Origin of the sequence: Schaalia naturae, from assembly GCF_042665795.1 — a bacterium.
GTDB lineage: Bacteria > Actinomycetota > Actinomycetes > Actinomycetales > Actinomycetaceae > Pauljensenia > Pauljensenia naturae.
The window spans coordinates 2043497-2066104 of sequence record NZ_JBHTEF010000001.1 but is presented as its reverse complement, the minus strand read 5'-3'; the positions used below and the strand labels follow the sequence as shown (position 1 = coordinate 2066104).

The window sequence follows — 22608 nt, the reverse complement described above, 5'->3', positions numbered from 1 at the left end:
TCAGCCGGCGCGGCGCAGCCTCAGCGAGTTCAGCACGACGAACACCGAGGAGAAAGCCATCGCCGCGGCCGCGATCATGGGATTGAGCAGGCCGGCGATCGCGAGGGGGACCATCGCCACGTTGTAGAAGAACGCCCAGAACAGGTTCTGCTTGATGACGCGCAGCGTCTGCCGCGACACGCGGATGGCGGTGGCCGCCGCCGTCAGCTCGGAGTTGACCAGCGTGATGTCCGCGACCTGGATCGCGACGTCGGTTCCCGATCCCATCGCGATGCCGAGCCCCCGGTTCCCGGCCTGGGCCAGCGCGGCCGCGTCGTTGACGCCGTCCCCGACCATGGCGACGACGCGGCCCTGGTCCTGCAGCGACCTGACGACGTCTCGCTTCTGGTCGGGCATGACCTGCGCGATGACGCGCTCGATGCCGACTTGCCCGGCCACGTGCCCGGCTGCCGCCTCGTTGTCGCCGGTGAGCAGCACCGGCTCGATTCCGAGCTCCCGCAGCTGTCCGATCGCCGTGGCGGAGGTCGGCTTGACGGTGTCGCGCACCACCAGCACCGCATGCGCGGCGGCGCCGGCCAGATGCCCGGGGAGGACGCGCTCGCGGCGCGGGGCGGGATCCGCCGCCGGGCCGCTCGCCGCTCCGGGGAGCGTCTTCCCCGACGAGGGCGCCGCCGCTGCCTCCGTCAGGATCCCCGGCCGGGTCTCCGACCGTGATCTGACGATCCCGTGGTAGCCGGCGTTGTCGACGACCTCCTCCAGCTGCGCGTCGGTGTAGGGCCGGTCCAGGGTGATCGTCGCCGACTCCGTGGCCAGGTTGACGGAGGCGGAGACGCCTGGCAGCTTCCCGAGCTTGCGTTCGACGCGGTTGACGCACGAGGCGCAGGTCATGCCCTGGACGTCCATGTCGACGCGGACGAGCGCGGGGTCCTCGGCGGGGATCCTCCCGGAGGGGGCGTCGCCGGCGGGACGCCGCTCGGTGCCCGGGTCGATGCGGGCGGCCTCGGCGCCGAGGCCGGCCTCCGGGTCGTCGGCCCAGCCGGGCACCGTGGCCAGGAGCACCGCGGAGGCGCCGGAGTCCTCGGCCTCCCGTGCCGCGTCCGCCAGCTCCCCGGGCACCTCCACGCCCAGTCCGCGCAGCCAGGACAGCCGCCCGACCAGGGCCAGGGTGCCGCTCTGGCCGCGGTCGGAGCGGACCAGCGCGGACACCCCCGTCCCGGCGTGGTTCGTGAAGGCGGCGACCGGGGCGGCCTCCACCCCGGAGGCGCGGACGCCCGCGACGATGGCCCGGGCCATCGGATGCTCGGAGGGGGACTCGACGCCGGCGGCCACGGCCAGCAGGCGGTCCGGGGCGTCCTCGTCGCCCGGGGCGGTGACGACCCGTTCCAGGCTCATGCGTCCCGTGGTGACGGTGCCGGTCTTGTCCAGGACCATGGTGTCGATGGCGCGGGTCTGCTCGAGGATCTCGGCGGACTTGATGACGATGCCCAGCTGCGAGGCGCGGCCGGACCCGACCAACAGGGCTGTGGGCGTGGCCAGGCCCAGGGCGCAGGGGCAGGCGACCACCAGGACGGCGACCGCGGCGGTGATCGCGGCCTGGGCGCCCGCGCCGCTCGCCAGCCAGCCGATGAGCGTGGCCGCGGAGATCGCCATGATCACGGGCACGAAGACGGAGGAGATCCTGTCCGCCAGCCGCTGGACGGGCGCCTTGCCGGCCTGCGCCTCGGTGACCAGGCGGCCGATCTGGGCCAGCGTCGTCTCGCCGCCGACACGGGTCGCGCGCACCACGAGCGACCCCCAGGTGTTGACCGTGGCGCCGGTGACCTCGTCCCCGGGCGAGACGTCGGCGGGGACGGACTCGCCGGTCAGCATCGAGGCGTCCAGCGCGGAGGATCCGTCCTCGACACGTCCATCCGTGGCGACCTTCTCACCGGGGCGGACGAGGAAGAGATCGCCGACCTGCAGGTCCGCGACGGGGATCCGTTCCTCGGAGCGGGAGCCGTCCTCGTCGACGCGGAGGCGCGTGGCCTCCTTCGCGCCGAGTTCCAGCAGCGAGCGCAGCGCATCGCCCGCGCGGTAGCGGGTGCGCGCCTCGGCGAGGCGTCCGATGAGCAGGAAGACCACGATGACGCAGGCGCCCTCAAAGTAGATCTCGGCGTGGCCGCCGCCGACGGCCGTGCGCGGGACCAGCGACATCTGCATGCGCATGCCGAGCATCCCGGCGCCGCCGAACAGCAGCGCCCACCAGCTCCACAGCGTGGAGGCGATGACGCCCAGGCTCACCAGCGTGTCCATCGTGGTCGAGCCGTGGACCCCCGCCTGGAACGCCGCGCGGTGGAAGGGCCACGCGCCCCACGTCACCACCGGGACCGACAGCACGGCGACCGCCCATTGCCAGCCCGTGAACTGCAACGGGGGGACCATGGCCAGGACGACGATCACCAGGGTCGGGCCGGCGGTGACGAGGAGGCGGCGGCGCAGCATCTCGGCGCGCGCCCTGGCCCCCTCCCCGACCTGTCGGGCGGCGGGTGCGCTGTGGGCGGCGGGTGCGGACGGGGTGGACATGTCGGATCGCGTCCTGACGGTGGGGGGCGGCGAGGGCCGGGCGGCGTCCGGCCCGTGGGAGGGGCCCTCCCACGGAAGGAGAGGGGACCGGTCCCGGGAGATCAGAAGTCGCGGGCGACGCCGACGAGGTCGTAGCCGGCCTCGGAGACGGCCGCGCGGAGGTCGTCGTCGTTCACGCCCTGGTCGGTGACGACGGTGACCTTGGAGGTCCCCCCCGAGTTCAGGATGACGTCGACGTTCTGGACGCCGGGGACCTCCTTGAGCTCCTCGGTGACGGAGGCGACGCAGTGCGAGCAGGTCATGCCCGTGACGGAGAGCTCCACGGTGCGATCGATGGCCATGATGTGTGTCCTTCTGTGGGGAGATGGTGGGTGGGACGACGGGGAGGACGTCAGGACTTCACCAGCCGGGCGATGGCGTGAGTGGCCTCCTGGACCTTCTCGCGCCCCTCCTCGTCGGAGCGTTTCGCCGCGTCGACGACGCAGTGGTTGATGTGGTCCTCGAGCAGGCAGAGCGCCACGGAGTCCAGCGCGCTCTGGATCGCCGAGATCTGGGTGAGGACGTCGATGCAGTAGGTGTCCTCGGAGATCATGCGCTGGACGCCGCGGACCTGCCCCTCGATGCGGCGGAGCCGCGTGAGGTACTGATCGGTGGATCCGTGGTATCCCGCCATTGACCGCCTCCTGGTCGGTGTCGAAGACCGGGGCGGCGCCCCGGTCAGGACCACCACGAATATACCCATGGGGGGTATTCGAGTCAAACGCTGGGCCAGAGGGCACCAGGGCTCGGGCCCGATCGCCTGGACCCGCCCCCTGTCGTGGGCCGGGCGGCGCGCGGATACGCTGGGAGGCGTCGGCGCAGCGGGCCCGAGCACGGGGAGGAGGACCATGACACGCTCCTGGTACTACGGCCCCCGTCGCGTCCCCCAGGCCTTCCCCCCTCCTATGTCCGGCTGCGCGTCCTGCCGCTGGTGCCGCCGATGCTCGCCAACGCCGCGATGACGCTGATCGCCGAGGCGCCTGTCCTGCCCGAGGACCTGCGGGAGCAAGCCCGGAGGCGCTCCGAGTCCGCCGGCGCTCGGATCCTGGAGGACTCCCAGCGCCTCTTCTTCGACGAGCCGGGCCTGGACACGCTGCTCATCCGCTCGGTGTCCTCGTTGTCCCGGCGCGTCACGCAGGCGGGCCGGGCCTATCTGGGGGCCCGCGTCGGCCTGGGCCTCGATCGGGACGGCCGTGCGGCGGCCATGCTCCGCCTGGTGCCGACGCGCGGATACGACGCGCTGATGACCTCGGCGCTGGCCATCGGCACCGCGCTGGGGCATTTCCGGGGCGGCGCGGTGCACGCGCAGGCCTTCTTCGACTCGATCGCCGCCGGGGGCCCGGCGTCGGCGGCTCCCGGCCCGAACCTGCCGTTGCCCGCGGGGCATCCCGTGCCCGCGGTGCGTCGCTTCGGGGCGCCGCGCTCGCTGGGCGACATGGCCGCCGATATCGACGACCTCTACTTCGCGATGGCTTACGGACAGGCGGTCAAGGTGACGCGCGTGGGCCCCTCGGGCCGCGACGCCCCCCGGGCCGGACGAGGGCGGCGCTGGCTGGTCTCGATCACCGGCACGGACCACTGGGACCTGGACTCCACGCCGAACCCCTCTGACCTCGAGTCGAACATCCGCGAGGTTCTCAACGCGCCCTCGGCCGCGAGGGTCGGCGTCGTGCGCGCCCTCCACGAGGCGATGCGCGCCGACGGCGTGCCCGCCGACCAGTGGTCGGCCGAACCGGTCCTGGCCGTCGGACACTCGCAGGGCGGAATGGTGGCGACAGCGCTTGCGGCGGCGGATCCCTCGGACGCCGGGGTCAAGATGGTCGGCGTGCTCACGATGGGCACGCCGAGCCGCCGGCTGCGCATCCGCGACGACGTCGCGATGCTGGCGGTCGCCCACGACCAGGACGTGGTCCCCGCGATCGACGGGACGCCGGCGCGCGCCCCCGACCGCCGTGTCATGGTGGGGCGCCGGCTCGTCAGGCCGCGTCAGGGGCCGCTGTACTACGCGCACTCCTCGGCGACCTACACGGAGACGGTCCGCCACATCGAACGCCGCTCGCAGGTGGCGCCGTGGGGCCGGGTCGACCGGACGGTGGAGGAGCTCCGCTCCCATCTGCCCCGCGGCGATGAGCCGACGCGCGTCCTGCTCTTCGACGTATGGCAGGATCTGCTCGAGCCGCGCCGCGGCAGCACCTGGCGGACCTACGTCGAACTGGATCGGCCCGAGTGGCAGCCGGCGGAGTTCGCGGAGGACTGGTCGCCGAATCCACTGGTGCCCAGGCCTCTGCCGAGGGTCCCCTCCGTCATCGAGGAGCTCCACGGGGCCGTGACCGGGGCCGTCGGGGCGGTCGCCGGGGTCTCCCAGCGCGTCCCGTCGCGCGGGGAAGGCGCCGGGAGCGGGGGCGAGGGCGCCGCGGCGGACGGGACGGCGCCCGACGGGCGCGACGACGGCCATGACGACCAGGGGCGGGGCGCGGACGCCCTGCTCGGTGAGGAGCGATGATGGCGGCACACGGTGGGAGGGGGCGCTCCGGCGCCTCGGGCGAGGGAATCCGCTCGATCCTGCGGGCGATGAGGTCGTCCATGCCGGTGAACAAGGGAGCCGCTGGAGCGCCGGTCGGGCGGCGCCTCCCGCAGATCGACAACCCGGTGATCGTCGGCGCCGTCGGCCTGGGATTGCTCGGGGCGGGGGCGGCTGTGCGGACGCTGCGGCCCCGGGGCCGGCGCGGGCGCGAGGAGAGGTTCCGCCAGCGCATCGCCGAGGCTCTGGCTCGCGGGCGGGGCGTCCCGGAGGGCGGCGGAGACGCGGGCGGGCCCGGCGCGGAGCTTGGCCTCTCCCCGGAGGACCTGGAGGTCCGGGTCGAGGAGTCCTTCGGCAAGCCGACGCTGGTCAGCGTCGATGTGCGGGTGGACCGCGAGAGGCTCGCCCGGGCGGCAGACGGCAGCGCGGCTACCCCGGCGGACGCCATTCTGCTCGACCTGCTGGATCGGATCGCGCGCGCCGCCTGGGACAATCCGGAGGTCGCACCCGTCGCGGTGCGCGGGCGGATCACGCTGAACGTCGCGGGCGAGGGCGAGGGCGATGCGGTCGTGGCGCCGGGCGCGGACGGACCGTCGGCGCCGGGCGCGCCCGCCGGGGGAGGCCCCCGCGTCCTGGCCGACATGACGGCGCTGGGCTTCCCCGATGAGATCGCCCGGCCCGGCGACCTCTACGATCGCTACGGCGCTCCCGCCTCCGACCCGGCCTGGAGGCCCTGACTCCTCCGACCGCGCGCCCCCCATCCCCGGCCATCTTCTTGACGCCTTAGTTTGTCCGTGATTAGATCGATGTAATAGACGGTATAACTACGCGGCTCCGTCTCCCGTCCGGATGACGTCGGCAACGGCTGAACCTGGGGGGCGTTCGACGGCGCGCGCGGAAGGGGATCGACAGCAGTGACAGGAACACCGCCGGATCAGGAGTGGTGGCAGGACTCCGTCGTCTACCAGGTCTATCTGCGGTCATTCAGAGATGGGTCCGGCGACGGGATCGGCGACCTGCGCGGCCTCCGACAGGGACTCTCCGCCATCGCGGATCTCGGGTGCGACGCGATCTGGCTCAATCCGTGCTACGTCTCCCCTCAGAGGGACCACGGCTATGACATCGCGGACTACCGCTCCATCGATCCCGTGTACGGGACGTCGGAGGAATTCGACGCCCTGGTCAGCGACGCCCACCGCCTGGGACTGCGCGTCGTGATGGACATGGTCGCGAACCACTGCTCGGCCGACCACCCCTGGTTCCGCGAGGCGCTCGCAGCTGGGCCCGGGAGCCCGCAGAGACGGCGCTTCCTCTTCCGCGACGGACGCGGGAACGACGGCGAGGAGCCTCCGAACAACTGGGAGAGCGTCTTCGGGGGCTCCGCATGGACGCGGGTGAACGAACGAGGAGGGCGGCCTGGCCAGTGGTACCTGCACTCCTTCGATCCCTCGCAGCCGGACCTCAACTGGCGAGACCCGTCGGTCGTCGACGACTTCGACGACATCCTGAGGTTCTGGTTCGACCGGGGCGTCGACGGATTCAGAGTCGACGTCGCCCATGGGATGGTCAAGGAGCAGGGGCTTCCCGACTTCCCCCGATCACCGGACACCGGGAGGTACGACACCTCCGCGATGTGGGACCAGCCCGAGGTGCACGACATCTACCGGCGCTGGCGGTCGATCGGGGACTCCTACGCCCCCAGACGGTATTTCGTGGGCGAGGTGTGGGTCTCGTCGGACTCCGGTCTGGAGGAGTACCTGCGTCCTGACGAACTCCATCAGGCCTTCGTCTTCGACCTGCTCGTCCAGCCGTGGGACGGGAGGCGGCTGAGGGAGGCCATCGACGCCGGGCTGAGCCGCCCGCCCGCCGGGGGGACCCCGGCCTGGACCCTGGAGAACCATGACGTCCACCGGGCGGTCACGCGATACGGCCAGGAACAGGCGCACGAGCGACCCGACCCGTCGGACATGATCGCGGCCGCGCGGCGCGAGGGACCGGTCGATCTGCGGCTCGGCACCCGTCGGGCGCGAGCGGCCGCGGGCCTCCTTCTCGCGCTGCCCGGGGCCGTCTACCTGTACCAGGGAGAGGAACTGGGGCTGCCGGAAGTGCTCGACCTGCCCGATGAGTGCAGGACAGATCCGATCTGGCGGCGGTCGGGCGGTGCGCAACGGGGACGCGACGGCTGCCGGGTGCCTCTGCCGTGGACGGGGGAACCGGGCGCCTACGGGTTCAGCACCGGGCCCGGCGTCGAGGCGTGGCTTCCCCAGCCCGCGGCGTTCGCCCCGCTGGCGCGGGCGCGCCAGGAGGACGACCCGCGTTCGATGCTCGCCCTCCATCGGCAGCTGTCCAGGCTCCGGTCGGAGTGGCTCGCGGGAGCGCCGTGGCGGGGCTGGGCGACGGAGGCAGGGGGTCTGGTCGCGTTCCGTCGCGGGCCGATCATCTGCGCGGTGAACACGAGCGACTCCGCGGCCGTCATCCCCTCGTCCTGGGACATCCGCGCCTGCCTCGTCAACACGGCGGACGCTCCCGACACGCAGACGATCGCCCCCGACAGCACGAGCTGGCTGGTCCCCGGCGACACGGACATCACGGCCTGCGGGGGATCACCCCGCCGCAGGCCCCATCGAAACACAGACACAGAGGAACACCACCAAGGAGGGAAACCATGAGCAACATGCGCACAAGGATGACGGCGGCGGCGTCGCTGTCCATCGTGGCGGGCCTGGGCCTGGCCGGGTGCGGCGGAACGGGCGCCTCGGAGTCGGGCTCCCAGTCGGATGCGGCCCCGGACGGAGGGACGACGGAGATCACCGTCATGCACTACTGGGACGGCGCCAACGCCGACACCTTCGATGCGATGGTCGACGAGTACAACGCCTCCCATCCAGAGGTCAGGGTGACGACGTCGAACGTCCCCAACGCCGACTTCATGACGAAGCTGCGCGCCTCGGCGACATCCGACTCGCTGCCGGACGTCGCCATCGGGGACCTCGTGTGGGTCCCCCAGATCGCCCAGATGGGGTCCCTGGCCGATCTCTCGGGCAGGCTGCCGGCCGCGACGCTCTCCGACATCAATCCCGCTCTCCGGGACTACGGGAGCATCGATGGCCGGCAGGTGTCGGTGCCGGTGTCGGCGAACAACCTCGCCTACATGTACAACCGGACCCTGTTCCAGGAGGCGGGACTCGACCCCGACGACCCGCCGCAGACTTGGGACGACCTGCTCGCAGACGGCAAGACGATCCTGGAGAGGACGGGAAAGCCGGGTTATGACCTCTACACGGAAGCAGGGGACACGGGCGAGGGGCTGACCTGGAACTTCCAGGTGAACCTGTGGCAGGCCGGAGGCGAGTTCCTCACCCCCGACAACTCGGCCGCGGCCTTCAACACCGACGAGGGACGGAAGGCGCTTCAGTTCTGGGTGGACCTCATCCAGTCGGGCGTGAGCCCCTACGCGAGTTGGGGCGAGTTCGAGAAGGGCTCCGGCGGGTCGGCGATGGAGGGCTCGTGGATGGTGGGCATCTGGGCGGCCGATCCTCCGTTCGACTTCGACGTGGCGACCCTGCCCCGCCCGGCCGACGGCGTCCAGGCGACCAACCTCGGAGGCGAGCAGGCGATGGTCTTCGAGAACTCGGACGAGAAGGTCGCGGCGGCCGCGGACTTCCTCTCCTGGCTCCTCGAACCCGAACAGGTCGTCAGCTGGAGCGAGACGGTCGGGATGCTCCCGGTCCTCGACTCGGTCGCCGACTCCGACGAGTACCGGAGCTGGGTGGAGGACAGCGAGCCGCGCCTGCTGCCCTACGTCGAGCAGATGGCGTTCGCGCGCACCAGGCCCAACACGCCCCTGTACCCGAAGATCTCGCTGGCGTTCGCCCAGCAGATCGAGAAGGCCTTCTCCGGGGAGGCGTCCGTGGAGGACGCCCTGGCCTCGGCGGAGACGGCCGTCAACGACGTGATCGAGAACGGATGATGAAGGAAACGGGAACACGGAGGCCGACGCCTGGGGCGGAGACCGACTGTGTCCGCCGCCGGGGAGGAGGGGGCGACCGGGAGCAGACGCTCACGGCCGCGGCGTTCCTCCTCCCCGCCGTGGCGGTCATCGGCGTCTTCGTCATCTACCCGATCCTCTCGGCCGGCTACACCAGCCTCACCTCGTGGGACGGGTTCTCCCCGGACAAGCAATTCGTCGGGCTCGGCAACTACATCCGGCTGGCCGGCGATCCCGAGTTCCACAACAGCCTGGTGGTCACGCTCCTGTACTCCTTCGGGGTGTGCGTCCTCAGCGTCGCCTCGGGACTCGGCGTCGCGCTCCTGCTGGACGCCCCGATCCGGGGCCGCGGGATCTACCGGACGATCTACTTCCTCCCGGTCGTCACCTCCTCGGTCGCGGTCGCCATCGTCTGGAAGTACATGCTCGACCCGGCGGGGCTGCTCAACGGCGCTCTGTCGCGGATCGGCGTCGAGGGGCCCGACTGGCTCCAGAACCGGTGGCTCGCCCTGATCGCCCTCACCCTGATGACGGTGTGGAAGAACGTCGGGTTCAACGCGATCCTCTATCTCACGGCGATGCAGGCCCTTCCGGACAGCGTCTACGAGGCCGCGCAGCTGGACGGAGCCGGTTCGTGGCAGCGCATCCGGCACATCACAGTGCCCCTGCTGTCCCCCATGACCTTCTTCGTCGTCGTCCAGGCCCTGATCAACAGCTTCCAGGCGTTCGACCTCGTCTATGTGCTCACAGAGGGCGGGCCGAGAGGCGGGACGGACGTGCTGGGCATGTTCATGTACCGCCAGACCTTCCGCCTGGGCGACTTCGGCTACGGCACGGCGATCGCCTTCGTCGCGCTGGTCCTGGTCCTGGGCGTCACCGCGGTCCAGTGGAGGGCTAGCGGGTCCGAGGAGAGGCCATGAGCAGGACGTTCCCCGCCAGGATGGCTCGTCATGCCGTCCTCATCATCGGCGCCGCGACGATCGTGGTCCCGTTCCTGTGGATGTTCACGACATCCCTCCAGACGCGGGCCGAGACCTACACGAACGTCTCCATCTGGCCCACCTCATGGCACTGGGAGAACTACGCGCGGGCATGGGAGTCCGCCCCCTTCGCGCAGTACTACCTGAACTCGGCCCTGATGTCCGTCGGGATCGTGGCGGGGCACCTGGTGTTCGACTCGCTCGCCGCCTATGCGTTCGCCCGGCTGGAGTTCCCCCTCAAGCGGCCGCTGTTCGCGATCCTGATGGCCACGATGATGGTCCCGACCTTCGTCACGATCATCCCGACCTACTCGATCGTGGCGGGCCTGGGCTGGATCGACACGCTGGCGGCGCTGGTCGTCCCCCGCCTCGCCGACGTCTTCGGCATCATCCTGCTCCGCCAGTACTTCCTGTCGATCCCGGTGGAGCTCGAGGAGGCCGCGCGCATCGACGGGTGCAGCCGCGCCGGCACGTTCTTCCGGATCGTCCTCCCGCTGTCGGGACCGTCCCTGGCGACCCTGGCCCTGTTCAGCTTCCTCTTCGCGTGGAACGACTTCCTCTGGCCGCTCCTGGTGACCAACGCGGACGCCCACCGGACGATCCAAATCGGGCTGCAGGCATTCGTGGGACGCTACGGGACATCATGGAATTACCTGATGGCGGGGACGCTCAGCGCCACGATCCCCAGCGTCATCGTGTTCGCGGTCTTCCAGAAGGCCCTGGTCAGGGGCATGGCGACAACAGGTTTGAAGGACTGAGCGATGAGCGCACCGGACTGGATGGCAGACGCTGTCTTCTACCAGGTCTTCCCCGATAGATTCGCCAACGGAGACCCGGGGAACGACCCTCCGGGCGTCAAGCCGTGGGGGAGCGAACCGACCAGGGACGACTTCATGGGCGGCGACATCCAGGGCATCATCGACCACCTCGGCCACATCTCGGACCTGGGCGCCAACGCCCTGTACCTCACCCCCGTCTTCGAGGCCGGGACGAACCACCGGTACGACGCCACGGACTACTTCGCCATCGACCACCGGCTCGGCGACTCGGACGACTTCCGGCGCCTCATCGCCGAGGCCCACGGCCGCGGGATCCGGGTGGTGCTCGACGGCGTCTTCAACCACTGCGGGAGCCAGCATCCCTTCTTCCAGGACGTGGTCGCCCGCGGGGAGGAGTCGGAGTTCGTCGACTGGTTCTCGATCCAGGAGTTCCCGGTCGTCTCGGACCCGCGACGCCAGCCGAACTACCTCACATGCTCGGGATGCTGGTACCTGCCGAAATGGAACGCCTTCAACCCGGCGGTGCGCGCCCACCACCTGGCCGTGGCGAGGCACTGGATCGACCGCGGCATCGACGGGTGGCGGCTCGACGTCCCTTACTTCGTCAACAAGAGGTTCTGGAGGGAGTTCCGCCGGGCGGTCAAGGAGCGGGGGGAGGACCTCGTCCTCGTCGCCGAGGAGTGGGGCAGCCCCGAGGAATGGCTCCAGGGCGACATCGCCGACGGGACGATGAACTACACGGTGCGCGACGTCATCCTCGGATTCACGGCCGACCGCTCGCTGGAGGCCTCGGAGGCGGCGGCGCGGCTGACAGGGCTCCAGGCGCGGATCCCGGCCGGATACCACCACGGCATGCTCAACCTGCTGGGAAGCCACGACACGGAGCGCGTCCTCACCCGCCACCACGGCGACGTCGAGGCGGAGAAGTGCGCGTACACCCTGATGTACGCGCTCGAGGGCGCCCCGATGATCTACTACGGCGACGAGGTCGGCATGCGGGGGGAGAACGATCCCGGGTGCCGGGGGGCCATGCCGTGGGACAAGGGGGAATGGGACGCCGGGCTCCTCGGCCACATCCGCGGGCTGGGTCGCCTCAGGTCGGGCCTTCCCGCCCTGAGGCGGGGGACGCAGAGCGTGCGGGCGCTGGACCCGGACACCCTCCTGGTCGCCCGCGGCCATCCGGACGGCCCCGCCGTCGTCGTCGTCCACCGGGGGGCGGGCGTGACCGTCGACCCCCGCGCACTCGGGGCGGGGCGCCCTGGCGACAGGTGGACCGATCATCTGGGCCACCGCCGCATGCGGGGGTCTTTTACGATCGAGGGACCGGGGAGCCTCATCCTCACCCCAGACGGAGGGAACGGCCAGTGAGAGCACATCGCGTGACGATGCAGGACGTCGCGGATCTGGCGAAGGTCTCGAAGTCGACGGTGTCCCTGGCGTTCCGGGACTCGAAGAGGCTCTCGGAGGACACCGTCCGCTCGGTGATGGACGCGGCGCGGGAGCTCGGGTACTCGCAGGATCCGGCGGCGCGCATGCTCAGGACCCGGCGGACGGACAGCCTGGGGATGCTCCTGCCCCAGCAACTCGACAAGGTGCTCGAGAACCCGTACTACACGATGTTCCTCCAGGGGGTCGGCCAGGTCTGCCAGCGGGAGGGCTACACCCTGCTGCTGGTCCCGCCGCTTCGGGGCTCCATCATCAAGGCGATCCCCTACGCCGCCGTCGACGGCTTCATCGTCAGCGGGCTGGAGGCGGACCGAGGCGAGGTCACCGCGCTGAAGCAGCGCGGGATCCCCTTCGTGCTGGTGGACAGCGATCCGATCGCAGGCGTCTCAAGCATCGACCTCGAGGAGCGGGACAGCGTCAAGGACCTCGTCGCCCGGCTGCTCGACCTCGGGCACACCCGGATCGCCTTCGTCGCCATCGAGACGGGCGCCGACAACGGATACCGGTCGTGGCGCGGACCGGTCCACCGCCGGATGGAGGGCGCCCTCGACGCGCTGGCCGCTCGCGGGCTGGACCTGGAGTCCGAGGGAGTCTCGCTCGTCGAGGTCCCGTGCACCCGGGCCGGTGGCGCGCAGGCCTTCCGCAGCCTCTGGGCCGACGGCCCCCGCCCCACCGCGATGGTCGCCTTCAGCGACATCATCGCCCTGGGGATCCTCGACGCCGCGCGCGAGGCCGGGGTGAGCGTCCCCGGAGAGCTGTCGGTGACGGGGTTCGACGACCTCAGCGAGGCGGTGTGGGCGGGACCGAGCCTGACCACGATCCGTCAGCCGATCGTCACCAAGGGGCGTCTGGCCGCGGAGTTCCTGGTCGAGGCCATCAACGCCGACGACGCCCCGCCGAAACAGGAGCGTCTGGCCACCGTCACCCTGCTCAGGGGCTCCATCGGTCCCGCTCCGGCCGTGTGAGGCCGGAGCCCTACACCCACCCCGCGATCCGCTCGGACAGGCCGATGTACGTCGACGGGGTCAGCGCGAGCAGCCGCGCCTCGACGTCGGCGGGCAGGCCGAGCCCCGCAATGAAGGAGCGCATATCCCCCGCCGTGACCGTGTGCCCGCGGGTGAGCTCCTTGAGACGCTCGTAGGGATTCGCCATCCCGGTGGCACCGGCCAGGGACGCCGCGCGCATGGCCTGCTGGACGGCCTCGCCCAGGACCGCCCAATTGGCCTCCAGATCGTCGGCGAGCCGGGCCTGGTCGACGTCCAGGCCGGCCAGCCCGCCGCGGAGGTTGTCCAGGGCCAGCAGCGAATGCCCGAGCGCCACTCCGAGATTGCGCTGGGTCGTGGAGTCCGTGAGGTCGCGCTGCATCCGCGACGTCACGAGCGTGGAGGCCAGCGAGTCCAGCAGCGCGCAGGAGATCTCGAGGTTCGCCTCCGCGTTCTCGAAGCGGATGGGGTTGACCTTGTGGGGCATCGTCGAGGACCCGGTGGTGCCCTGGGCGGACAGGTTCTGGTGGAAGTACCCCATCGAGATGTACGTCCAGCAGTCGGTCGCCAGGTTGTGCGCGATGCGGTTGAAGCGGGCGAGGTCGGAGTCCAGCTCCGCCTGCCAGTCGTGCGACTCGATCTGGGTCGTCACGGGGTTCCACGTGAGCCCGAGCGACTCGACGAAGTCCCGGGTGATCGCCGGCCAGTCCGCCCCGGGCACGGCGACGACATGGGCCGCCCAGGTCCCCGTCGCGCCGTTGACCTTGCCCAGGTACTCAGCGTCCCCGATGCGGGCCAGCTGTCGGGAGAGCCTGTGGACGAACACCGCCAGTTCCTTGCCCATCGTCACCGGGGTCGCCGGCTGCCCGTGGGTGTGCGCCAGCATCGGGACGCCGGCCGACGCGTGGGCCATGTCGGTGAGCTGGGCGACCAGGGCGCGCGCCGCGGGCAGCCACACGCGCCGCACCGCCGTCTTGATCGTGAGGGCGTAGGCGAGGTTGTTGACGTCCTCCGACGTGCAGAAGATGTGGACGGCCTCGTGCAGGTGGGGCAGGACGGTCGAGGGCCCCGGGGCGGGCGCGCCGTCCGGGCCGGGCGCTGCCGTGGGCGCGGCGTCCAGATGCTCCTGGAGGAGGTACTCGACGGCCTTGACGTCGTGGCGCGTGCGGGCCTCGATGACGGCCAGCCGGTCGATGTCCCCGCGATCGAAGTCGACGGGCAGGCGGCGAAGGTAGGCGCGGTCGGCGCCGGTGAGCGCGGGCGCTCCCGGAAGCACGCGGTGGTCCAGGAGGTGGATGAGCCACTCGACCTCCACGTGGACGCGCGCCCGGTTGAGGGCGGCCTCCGACAGATCGTTGGCCAGAGGGGCCGTGGCGGACCGGTAGCGGCCGTCCAGGGGGGACAGCGGCGCCACCTCGACGCCCTCCCGGGCGAGGTCCGCGTAGCCGGCGGCCGGGTCGAAGAGCCGGTCCCAGTCGGGGGTCGGGGAGGGGGATCCGGTGGTGTTCTCGGGCGCGCTCATGGGGCCATTCTCCCATCGGCGCGACGGCCGCCGCCCGGATGCCCACCGGGCGCCAGCGACGGAGCGCGTCCCCGGCGGGCCCGGCCGAACGGCCTCAGAGCCACCGCCGGGCGATCGCCAGCGTGTCGGGCACGTAGCCGCGCCCGAAGAGCTGGCAGTGGACCATGAGCATGTGCAGCTGGTGGAGCCCAATGCGCTCCCGCCACCCCTCGGCCAGCGGCGAGGCCTCGTCGTAGGCGGCCCAGATGCGTTCCAGGTGCGGGCACCCGAAGACCGCGAGGGCCGCCAGGTCCTCCTCGGCGTGCCCGCCCTGGGCCGCCGGGTCGATGAGGGTGACGCCCGACGGGGTCCACAGGATGTTCCCGCTCCACAGGTCGCCGTGGGTTCGGGACGCCGGCTGTCCGGAGCGCCTCACCAGCTCCGGTTGGCCGTGGTCGTAGACGCCGCCGGCGAGCTTGTCGCACAGCCGGGCGAGCAGGGCGCGCTCGTCCTCCGTGAACGCGGGCGCGTCCAGGTAGGGGCCGATGCGGTCGCGCGCATAGAAGGCGCCCCACGAGGCCGTGGACTCGGCGGGCGTGGGGGGCAGCGGCAGGCGCGCCAGTCCCATCCATCCGCCGCCGGCGGGCGTCCCGGGGGGAGGCGCCCCCAGGTGGGAGGCCCCGGCGGCGTGCGTGCGGGCCAGGGCCCGCCCGAAGTCCTCGGCGGCTCGGGCGTCCGGGTGGGTCTCGGGGAGCCTGGGCTCCTCCAACCAGCCGGCGCCGCCCTCGTCCCCATAGCGCAGGACCGGGACGACGGGCGCGGCTCCGCGCGGCGCGTCGGCCAGCCAGTCGAGCCCCGCCACCTCGTAGGCGATGCGCCCGGGCCGGGGATCGGACTTGCGGAAGGTCTCCATGGGCCCACCGTACGCGGGCGTCCGCCGCCCGTGCGATCCGCGTCCCAGGCGCCTCCACATCCGCGCCGGCGCGCCCGGGCCCGTCCACAGCCTCGCCCGTGGCCGCTTGGCTGCGCCGGCCCGCTCCCGTAGCGTCGCAACCATCGACGAGGGCGGCGCCGGACAGGAGGATGGGTGATGACGAGGAGCGGCGACCCGGGCCCCACCGGCTGGTGGTGTCCGCCGAGGGCCGGCGCGGACCTCCACGGGTACGCGGGCGCATGGCTGAGCGCGGAGCAGATGCTCCCGTTGTCCGCCGCGGCCCCAGCCGAGCACCTGAGCGGGGCGCTCGCGGTGCTCGCCGAGGTGGCGGCCGGGCTGGCATCGGTGGACCTGGGGGAGTGGGAGGGGTCCGCGGCCCGCGCCGCGCGCGGGCGCCTGTCGGACGACCTGCTGCGCGTCGGCGGCCTCGAGTCCCGTCTGCTCGAGGCCCAGACGGCCCTGGATCAGCAGGAGCGGGCGATCCGCCAGGCTCTGCTCGCAGCCGCGGGGGCCTGCTGATGGGCGTCGACCCGCGCTTCGTCGACCACGTGGTGGTGACGTCCTCGACGACTCGGATCGACACGGACCGCCTGGTCTGCGCCGCGGTCCAGATGCGCGGCGCGGCGGAGGGGGCGCGGGCCGTGGGGCTGCGCCTCCATGGCGCCGGCTCGGCGGCTCTGGAAGGCTCGGCGATGGCGCCGCTGGAGACGGCGTGGGCCCACGGCGCGCTGACCGGCGCGGAGACGGCGGCCGTCGAACTGGCCGGGGAGCTGGACGGGCTGGCCGACGCGCTGGGATTCGCCGCGCTGGTCTATCTGGCGGCCGAGGGCGGCGCCGCCTCCTTCGAGAAGGCATGGCGGCTGCTGAGACCCGGCTCGGCCGCCGGATGGGACGCCGGATGGGGGACGTTGCACACGCGTGAGAGGATCCGGGACGCCTTCCCCTCGCCCCTTCGCCCGTATGTCCCGGAGGGGCTGCTCGACGTCCTAGCGGCGCCGTTCCTGCCGGCGACCGTCGGGGGAGTCCGCGCCGGCCTCTGGCACCTCGACTCCTTCCGGGAGGGCAGGATGAGCGACGGCGCGGACATGATGCGCGTCCAGCTCGACATCGAGGCGCTGTCCGCCCTGGTCGCCGATCACACGATGGAGATCCCGGTGGGCGCGGGGTCCTCGCAGATGGGGACGCGGCGGCGTGGTGGGGCGCCCGGAATGCGAAGACGGCTCAGGCGGCGTCGATCGCGGCGGGGTGGATGTCCGGCATCGGGCGGTGGCGGCACGGCGCGACGGGCGGGGTCCGGGTGTCCATGGCTGTCCCCGCGGACACTCTGGACCCGCGCACGGGCCGCCCCGTCGGATACCGCCGGTCCTCCACGGTGCGCGCCTCGGACCAGCCGATGCCGAAGGCGGCGCTGACCCTCATGCCGGGCAGCCTCGGCGTGTTCTCAGCCGTCTCCGTCGGCGGCTCCCACGCGGCGTGGGCGCGCGCCCCGATGCGGCCGAGCTACGACGCCCCGGCGGGCGCGCCGCGCTCGCCCACCGCCGTGGGGACGCCGGCGGCCCCCTCGGAGCTGCTGGAGCGCATCTCGGGCCTGGGGACGTCGCAGGAGCATGGCCAGTTCGAGATCCTCGAGCACCGCACCCCGGATCCGGACGGCGGGGTCCGGCGCTCGTGGAGCGTCGTCATCCGCGGCACGCAGGGCGGGGGGTTCGGCCAGAGCAATCCGCAGGACATGCTGACGAATCTGCAGGGGGTCGCGGGCGAGTCCTCCGATCAGCAGCGCGCCATCCTGGAGGCGATGGGCCGCGCGGGGATCTCCCCGGACGAGCCCGTCGAGCTGACCGGCCACTCCCAGGGGGCCATCATGGCGGCGCAGCTCGCCGCCGACCCGCTGGTCGCCTCGCGTTTTGACGTGGTGTCGGTGCTGACGGCAGGTGGCCCGACCGCGGGCTCCGCGCCCACCGGGGACGCGCGCCTGCTGGCGCTGGAGAACACCCGCGACGCGGTCCCCGCCCTGGACGGGGCGGCGAACCGGGATCCGGCAGGCTCGGCGACCGTCTACTTCGACGGCGGGCTGGTGGACAATCCGCGCGCCGACCTGACCGCGATCGGGCCCCACGACCTCGGCGTCTACTCCGAGGCGATGTCGTGGCTCGAATCGGGGCGCGGGGGAGACGCGACGGCCGAGGTCGCCGATTGGATCACCGCCCGCCGGCAGGCGATGGGGTTCACCGAGGAGACACGCACCACGTCGATCCTCGTCGAGACCCGGCGGGTGGGACGGCCTTAGGCGGGCGGCTGGGGCCGTCGTCGTGCGGGGCCGGCCTCCTCACTTGTCGCCGAGGACGGCCACCACCACCGCGGAGATCACCGCGGTGATGGTCCCGCCCAGCAGCGCCGCCCAGAAGCCGTCCACGGTGAGGGGCAGGCCCAGCGAGCCCGCCAGCCATCCCGTGAGGAGGAAGACAAGCGCGTTCGTCACCAGCGCGAACAGACCGAAGGTGACGATGTACAGGGGGAAGGCGAGCGTGGAGATCACCGGGCGCGCGATCGTGTTGACCAAGGTGAACACGAGCGCGATGGCGCCCAGCACCAGGATCGTCTCTCCGGTGGAGGTCCCGCTCACGATGACGATGCCCGAGACCAGCAGGCTCGCCACCCAGATCCCCAGCATGTTGCCCAGCAGACGCACGACGAATCTCATGGTCACATTGTCCAGGAGCCGCGCCCGCGGCGCCATGGGTCGCCGTCCTCGGCGGATCCATATGGGCGGATCTCGGGTCCGGCAGCGTTGACGGCGGGGTTCAGAGCGATCCGAGGGCGCCTGGGCACCGATCTCGGCATCGAACCCCGCACCGGGAGCCATCAATGACGGACGTCGGGGACCTGGCGCGCGGGCGTGCCGAGGCGCGAACCGCCGCCCGCCCGCGCTCCCGACTGGGGTAGGAATGGACCATGACCGCTTCAGACGACGCCGACCTCCCCCAGTCCGCGCCTCGCGCCATGCGGGTGCGCCTCCGGCCGGAGGTGCTCGCGCTTCCCAGATACGTGGCCGGGAAGTCCCAGCCGGGAGCGGCGAAGCTCTCCTCCAACGAGAACCCCGAGCCTCCCACGCCGGCCGTCATCGAGGCGGCGGGCCGGGCGCTCGAGGACGCCAACCGCTACCCGGACATGGGCGCCATCCTCCTGCGCTCGGCCATCGCCGATCACCTCGGGGTGGAGCCCGATCAGATCTGCGTGGGAACCGGCTCCTCGGGCGTGCTCGTCGCGGCGCTGAGCGCGGTGTGCGCGCCCGGCGGCGAGGTCGTCCACCCGTGGCGCAGTTTCGAGTCCTACCCGATCGCCATCCCGACGGCCGGCGGCGTGCCCGTCCCGGTCGCCCTGGATGCGCATGATGCCATCGACTTGGGGGCCATGGCGCGAACGGTGGGGCCCCGGACGGCCGCGGTCATCCTCTGCTCGCCGAACAATCCGACAGGGCCGGCGCTGAGGCTGGAGGACGTCCGCGCCTTCCTCCGCCAGACGCCGCAGGAGGTCCTCGTCATCCTGGACGAGGCCTACATCGAGATGGCCACCGCCCCGGGCGTGGGATCGGCGGTCCCCCTCCTGGGGGAGTTCCCCAACTTGCTGATCCTGCGGACCTTCTCCAAGGTCTACGCGCTGGCCGGTCTGCGAGTCGGCTACGGGGTCGCCCATCGCGACCTGACGGCCGCCGTGACGGCCGTGTCGCTTCCCTTCGGCGTGTCCTCCGTGGCCCAGGCCGCCGCCCTCGCCGCCCTGGCGGACCAGGGCGCCGTGGCGCGTTCCGTGAGGCTCATCGTGGCCGAGCGCGAGCGGATGCTCGCGGACCTGCGGGAGTGCGGCTACCGGGTGCCCGACTCGCAGGCCAACTTCGTCTGGCTCCCGGCCGACCAGTCCGGGCCCGCCTTCGTCCGGGCCTGCTCCGACGCGAACCTGGTCGTGCGCCCCTTCCCCGAGGGGGTGCGCGTGTCGGTGGGCCGACCGGAGGACGACGACCGGTTCCTGGAGGTCGCCCGCGCCTTCCGCGGCGCCTGAGCGCGACGCCCGCCGCGTCAGCTGAGCGGGCGGAAGGCGGTGACCAGCACCGAGACGGTGACGGAATCGGGCAGGAGCTCGGGTGCCAGGGACTCCCTGCCGAGGTGCCGGGCGCTCGGCGTCATCCCGACCAGGTCGACGGCCTCAGCCGGGGAGACCGGCACGCGCTGCTCGACCAGGCGCGTCATGGCCTCGCCGACTTCGAAGAACGGGGCGAGCGCGGCGCGGAGGCGGTGTTCCTTGTCGGCGTCGACGCCGACCATGCCGGGGACGCGCGCTCTCAGCTCGGCGAGGTGGCGGTCCGTGGGGCGGGCGACGACCAGGCGCCCGGCCGGGCGCAGCAGACGGCGGAACTCCGCGGGGTTGTGCGGCGCGAAGACATTGAGGACGACGTCCGCCACCCCCGTCGCGACGGGAAGGCGGGGCGCGAACAGGTCGCAGGCGACAGCGGCGATGCGAGGGCCGGCGCGCCCGGCCGCCCTGAGGGCGCGCGCCGAGGCGTCGAGTCCCAGCCCGCGGGCCGGATGCGCGTCCGGGGACGCGGGGGCGGCGAGCACCCCGGCAAGGTAGTACCCCGTGCCGCACCCGGCGTCGACGACGGTCGGAGCGGCATCGGGCTCGCCCGGTCGGCGGCCGCTCCGCTGCGCAGGCTCCCACGCCATCGCGGAGACGGCGTCCCGGATGGGGCCGTAGCGCCCGGACTCCAGGAAACGCCGGCGGGCGCCCACCATCTCGGCCGAATCGCCGCTGATCGGGGAGGACCCGGCGAGGAGACTGACATGCCCGTCGCGGGCGATGTCGAAGGAGTGCCCCTGCCCGCAGCGCAGGGCCGCCCCCTGGCGCCGCAGGCGGCGCGCGCACAGCGGGCAGCGCAGCACGTCGAGGAGCAGATCGAGCCCCGCGCCGCGAGGGTTGGCCGACGGGGCCAGGGGGAAGGGGGCCATGCCCGCAGCGTAGATGAGGCGCGCCGGGCGGCCGGGCGGGCCCGGTTCCTGTGGTGGAACGCACAGGCCGTAGGCTGTCCCCCGGGGAAGGAGGTCCCGGCATGATGCAGCGCTATCTGCCGCGCTCGGACGTGGCCGACGGCGTGCTGGTCCCGGCCCTGGACCGCATCCGCACAGAGCTGGGGGTCCCCCCGGCATTCCCGCCCGAGGTCCGCCGGCAGGCGCTGCACGCGGTGCGCCAGTGGCGCCGGTACGTCGCCGCCACCCGGATCCCGGACCCGGTCCCCAGCCTCGACATGGATCTGGACGAGGGCGACATCCAGACGCTCTACCCCTTCCGGAGGCCGTCGCCCCGTCCCGCCCACGTCGACGGGCCCGGCTGGGACGGCCTGTGGGAACCGGCCCTGCCCTGGCTCGACGGCACGCACATCCCCTTCGTCACCATCGATCCCCCGGGATCGCGGGACCTGGATCAGGCGATGCATCTGCTCCGGCTGCCGCCTGGCGAGCCGGACGGCGCCGCCTACCTGGTCACCTATGCCATCGCCTCGCTGGCCACCTTCGTCCCCCCGGACAGCCCGCTGGACCTCGAGGTCCGCTCCCGCGGCCTGACGACGTACTTCCCCGACGAGCCGACGCCCCTGCACCCGCCGGTCCTCTCCGAGGGCGCCGCCTCGCTCCTCCCCGGGCAGAAGAGCCCGGCGTGCGTGTGGCATATCCGGCTGGGCGCGGACGGCCGCCGGATCTCGTGGAGCGTGCGCCGCGCGATCGTCGTCTCGCGCGCCCAGCTCACCTACGAGGAGGTCCAGGAGGCGCTCTCGGCCATCGACGAGGGCGGCGCTCCCGCGCTGCCGTTCCGCGTGCCCGGCGACCTCCCGGTGCTCCTGCGCGAGATCGGCCAGTTGAGGCTGGCGCGTGAGGAACGCCGCGGCGGGGTGTCCGCCCGCATCCCCGAGCAGGAGATCGCGCGCATCGACGGGGACCTCCCGGGGCGCCGCCACCGGCGTTTCCGTCTGGTGTACCGGTCGAACCTGCCCTCCGAGGAGTGGAACGCGCAGATCAGCCTCCTCACCGGCATGTGCGCGGCATCGGTCATGCGAGAGGCCGGCGTGGGGATCCTGAGGACGGTCCCGCCGGTGCCGTCCTCGTCCCTGGAGCGCCTGCGGATGGTCGCCCGCGCGCTGGACGTCGACTGGCCCCAGGGCGAGTCCTACCCGGACCTGGTGCGCAGCCTCGATCCGGGGACGGCGCGGCACGCGGCCTTCCTGCTGGAGGCGACGACCCTGTTCCGCGGGGCCGGGTACGCGGTGTACGGCGTCGACGGCCGGCCGCCCTTCCCCCCGGTCGGCGCGTCCGAGACCAGGCACGAGGCCATCGCCGCCGAATACGCCCACGCCACGGCGCCGCTGCGGCGCCTGGCCGACCGATGGGCGCTGGAGATCTGCCTGGCCGCATGCGCCGGGGAGCCCGTGCCGGGCTGGGTGCGGGAGTCGCTTCCGGAGGTGCCCTCCCTCATGGGGCACGCCACCCAGCGGGTGGGGGCCGCCGAACGGGAGTCGCTGGCCGCGATCGAGGCGCTGCTGCTGGCCGACCAGGTCGGGGCGCGGTTCTCCGGCGCAGTGGTCGACGTCGAGCGACGCCGGAACGGGGACACGGCCCGCGGGACCGTCATGATCGCCGATCCCGCGGTCATGGCCCCCGTCTACCCGGCCCGCCCGGAGGGCGCGGCGCCCGAGGGGGAGGCGGAGGCGCCGTCCGCCCCGCCCCGTGAGCTCCCCCTGGGCGAGGTCGTCGAGGTGAGGCTCGCGTCGGCGGATGTCGAGAGGCGGAGGATCCGTTTCGAGTGGCCGGCGTGACCCGGGCCGCCTGCCCCCGCCC

At 72.6% G+C, this 22608-nt stretch carries 20 protein-coding genes; 13 read left to right on the top strand and 7 right to left on the bottom strand.

Annotated elements, in window-relative coordinates:
- From ACFQWG_RS09250 to ACFQWG_RS09240, 3 genes are all read right to left on the bottom strand, one after another.
- Window positions 1–2562, bottom strand: a complete 2562-nt coding sequence (locus ACFQWG_RS09250) for a heavy metal translocating P-type ATPase (RefSeq protein ID WP_380974643.1) — start codon at window positions 2560–2562, stop codon at window positions 1–3.
- A gap of 101 nt (window positions 2563–2663) precedes the next feature.
- Window positions 2664–2903: a heavy-metal-associated domain-containing protein gene (locus ACFQWG_RS09245; protein ID WP_291495563.1), complete on the bottom strand. Its 240-nt coding sequence runs from the start codon at window positions 2901–2903 to the stop codon at window positions 2664–2666.
- Between the two features lie 50 nt (window positions 2904–2953).
- Entirely contained in the window at window positions 2954–3235 is a 282-nt protein-coding gene (locus tag ACFQWG_RS09240; protein ID WP_291495561.1) for a metal-sensitive transcriptional regulator, read from the bottom strand.
- Between the two features lie 306 nt (window positions 3236–3541).
- On the opposite strand from ACFQWG_RS09240, the gene ACFQWG_RS09235 reads away from it, so the two are divergent.
- The 8 genes from ACFQWG_RS09235 to ACFQWG_RS09200 all read left to right on the top strand — a co-directional run bounded on the left by ACFQWG_RS09235 (window position 3542) and on the right by ACFQWG_RS09200 (window position 13280).
- The gene (locus ACFQWG_RS09235) at window positions 3542–5104 is read left to right on the top strand and encodes an alpha/beta hydrolase (RefSeq protein ID WP_380974641.1); all 1563 of its coding nucleotides are present in this window, start codon (window positions 3542–3544) and stop codon (window positions 5102–5104) included.
- Window positions 5101–5859 (top strand): pyridine nucleotide-disulfide oxidoreductase, encoded by a 759-nt coding sequence (locus ACFQWG_RS09230; RefSeq protein ID WP_380974640.1) that lies wholly within the window; start codon window positions 5101–5103, stop codon window positions 5857–5859. The genes ACFQWG_RS09235 and ACFQWG_RS09230 overlap by 4 nt, the downstream gene beginning before the upstream one ends.
- 177 nt (window positions 5860–6036) lie before the next feature.
- Window positions 6037–7791, top strand: coding sequence for a glycoside hydrolase family 13 protein (locus ACFQWG_RS09225; protein WP_380974638.1), 1755 nt, complete (start codon window positions 6037–6039; stop codon window positions 7789–7791).
- On the top strand, window positions 7788–9092 hold the full coding sequence (locus tag ACFQWG_RS09220) for an ABC transporter substrate-binding protein (protein WP_380974636.1): 1305 nt from the start codon (window positions 7788–7790) through the stop codon (window positions 9090–9092). Before ACFQWG_RS09225 ends, ACFQWG_RS09220 begins: the two co-directional genes overlap by 4 nt.
- Window positions 9089–10030: a carbohydrate ABC transporter permease gene (locus ACFQWG_RS09215; protein WP_380974635.1), complete on the top strand. Its 942-nt coding sequence runs from the start codon at window positions 9089–9091 to the stop codon at window positions 10028–10030. The genes ACFQWG_RS09220 and ACFQWG_RS09215 overlap by 4 nt, the downstream gene beginning before the upstream one ends.
- Entirely contained in the window at window positions 10027–10848 is an 822-nt protein-coding gene (locus ACFQWG_RS09210) for a carbohydrate ABC transporter permease (protein WP_380974633.1), read from the top strand. The genes ACFQWG_RS09215 and ACFQWG_RS09210 overlap by 4 nt, the downstream gene beginning before the upstream one ends.
- A 3-nt stretch (window positions 10849–10851) precedes the next feature.
- Window positions 10852–12237: a glycoside hydrolase family 13 protein gene (locus tag ACFQWG_RS09205; RefSeq protein WP_380974631.1), complete on the top strand. Its 1386-nt coding sequence runs from the start codon at window positions 10852–10854 to the stop codon at window positions 12235–12237.
- On the top strand, window positions 12234–13280 hold the full coding sequence (locus ACFQWG_RS09200; protein WP_380974629.1) for a LacI family DNA-binding transcriptional regulator: 1047 nt from the start codon (window positions 12234–12236) through the stop codon (window positions 13278–13280). Before ACFQWG_RS09205 ends, ACFQWG_RS09200 begins: the two co-directional genes overlap by 4 nt.
- Window positions 13281–13290: 10 nt before the next feature.
- Here ACFQWG_RS09200 and purB read toward each other — a convergent pair whose 3' ends face one another.
- Together purB and ACFQWG_RS09190 are read right to left on the bottom strand one after the other, a co-directional pair.
- Window positions 13291–14820 carry an adenylosuccinate lyase gene (gene purB / locus ACFQWG_RS09195; RefSeq protein ID WP_380974627.1) on the bottom strand — a complete coding sequence of 510 codons (1530 nt, stop codon included), beginning with the start codon at window positions 14818–14820 and terminating at the stop codon, window positions 13291–13293.
- Between the two features lie 94 nt (window positions 14821–14914).
- The gene (locus ACFQWG_RS09190) at window positions 14915–15712 is read right to left on the bottom strand and encodes a fructosamine kinase family protein (protein ID WP_380974625.1); all 798 of its coding nucleotides are present in this window, start codon (window positions 15710–15712) and stop codon (window positions 14915–14917) included.
- Between the two features lie 177 nt (window positions 15713–15889).
- Between ACFQWG_RS09190 and ACFQWG_RS09185 the strand changes: the two genes are divergently transcribed.
- From ACFQWG_RS09185 to ACFQWG_RS09175, 3 genes are read left to right on the top strand one after another with little or no spacing between them, the layout of a single operon-like run.
- On the top strand, window positions 15890–16252 hold the full coding sequence (locus ACFQWG_RS09185; protein WP_380974623.1) for a hypothetical protein: 363 nt from the start codon (window positions 15890–15892) through the stop codon (window positions 16250–16252).
- The gene (locus ACFQWG_RS09180) at window positions 16252–17145 is read left to right on the top strand and encodes a hypothetical protein (protein ID WP_380974621.1); all 894 of its coding nucleotides are present in this window, start codon (window positions 16252–16254) and stop codon (window positions 17143–17145) included. Before ACFQWG_RS09185 ends, ACFQWG_RS09180 begins: the two co-directional genes overlap by 1 nt.
- Window positions 17127–18020: a hypothetical protein gene (locus tag ACFQWG_RS09175; RefSeq protein ID WP_380974619.1), complete on the top strand. Its 894-nt coding sequence runs from the start codon at window positions 17127–17129 to the stop codon at window positions 18018–18020. Before ACFQWG_RS09180 ends, ACFQWG_RS09175 begins: the two co-directional genes overlap by 19 nt.
- Window positions 18021–18059: 39 nt before the next feature.
- Here ACFQWG_RS09175 and ACFQWG_RS09170 read toward each other — a convergent pair whose 3' ends face one another.
- Window positions 18060–18434 (bottom strand): phage holin family protein, encoded by a 375-nt coding sequence (locus tag ACFQWG_RS09170; protein ID WP_380974618.1) that lies wholly within the window; start codon window positions 18432–18434, stop codon window positions 18060–18062.
- A 251-nt stretch (window positions 18435–18685) separates the two neighbouring features.
- On the opposite strand from ACFQWG_RS09170, the gene hisC reads away from it, so the two are divergent.
- A complete protein-coding gene (gene hisC, locus ACFQWG_RS09165; RefSeq protein WP_380974616.1) occupies window positions 18686–19786 on the top strand; it encodes a histidinol-phosphate transaminase in 1101 nt (366 codons plus the stop codon).
- A gap of 17 nt (window positions 19787–19803) precedes the next feature.
- On the opposite strand, the gene ACFQWG_RS09160 is transcribed toward hisC, so the two are convergent.
- The gene (locus ACFQWG_RS09160; protein ID WP_380974614.1) at window positions 19804–20730 is read right to left on the bottom strand and encodes a putative RNA methyltransferase; all 927 of its coding nucleotides are present in this window, start codon (window positions 20728–20730) and stop codon (window positions 19804–19806) included.
- A 101-nt stretch (window positions 20731–20831) separates the two neighbouring features.
- Between ACFQWG_RS09160 and ACFQWG_RS09155 the strand changes: the two genes are divergently transcribed.
- Entirely contained in the window at window positions 20832–22586 is a 1755-nt protein-coding gene (locus ACFQWG_RS09155; RefSeq protein WP_380974612.1) for an RNB domain-containing ribonuclease, read from the top strand.
- Window positions 22587–22608 lie beyond the last annotated feature (22 nt).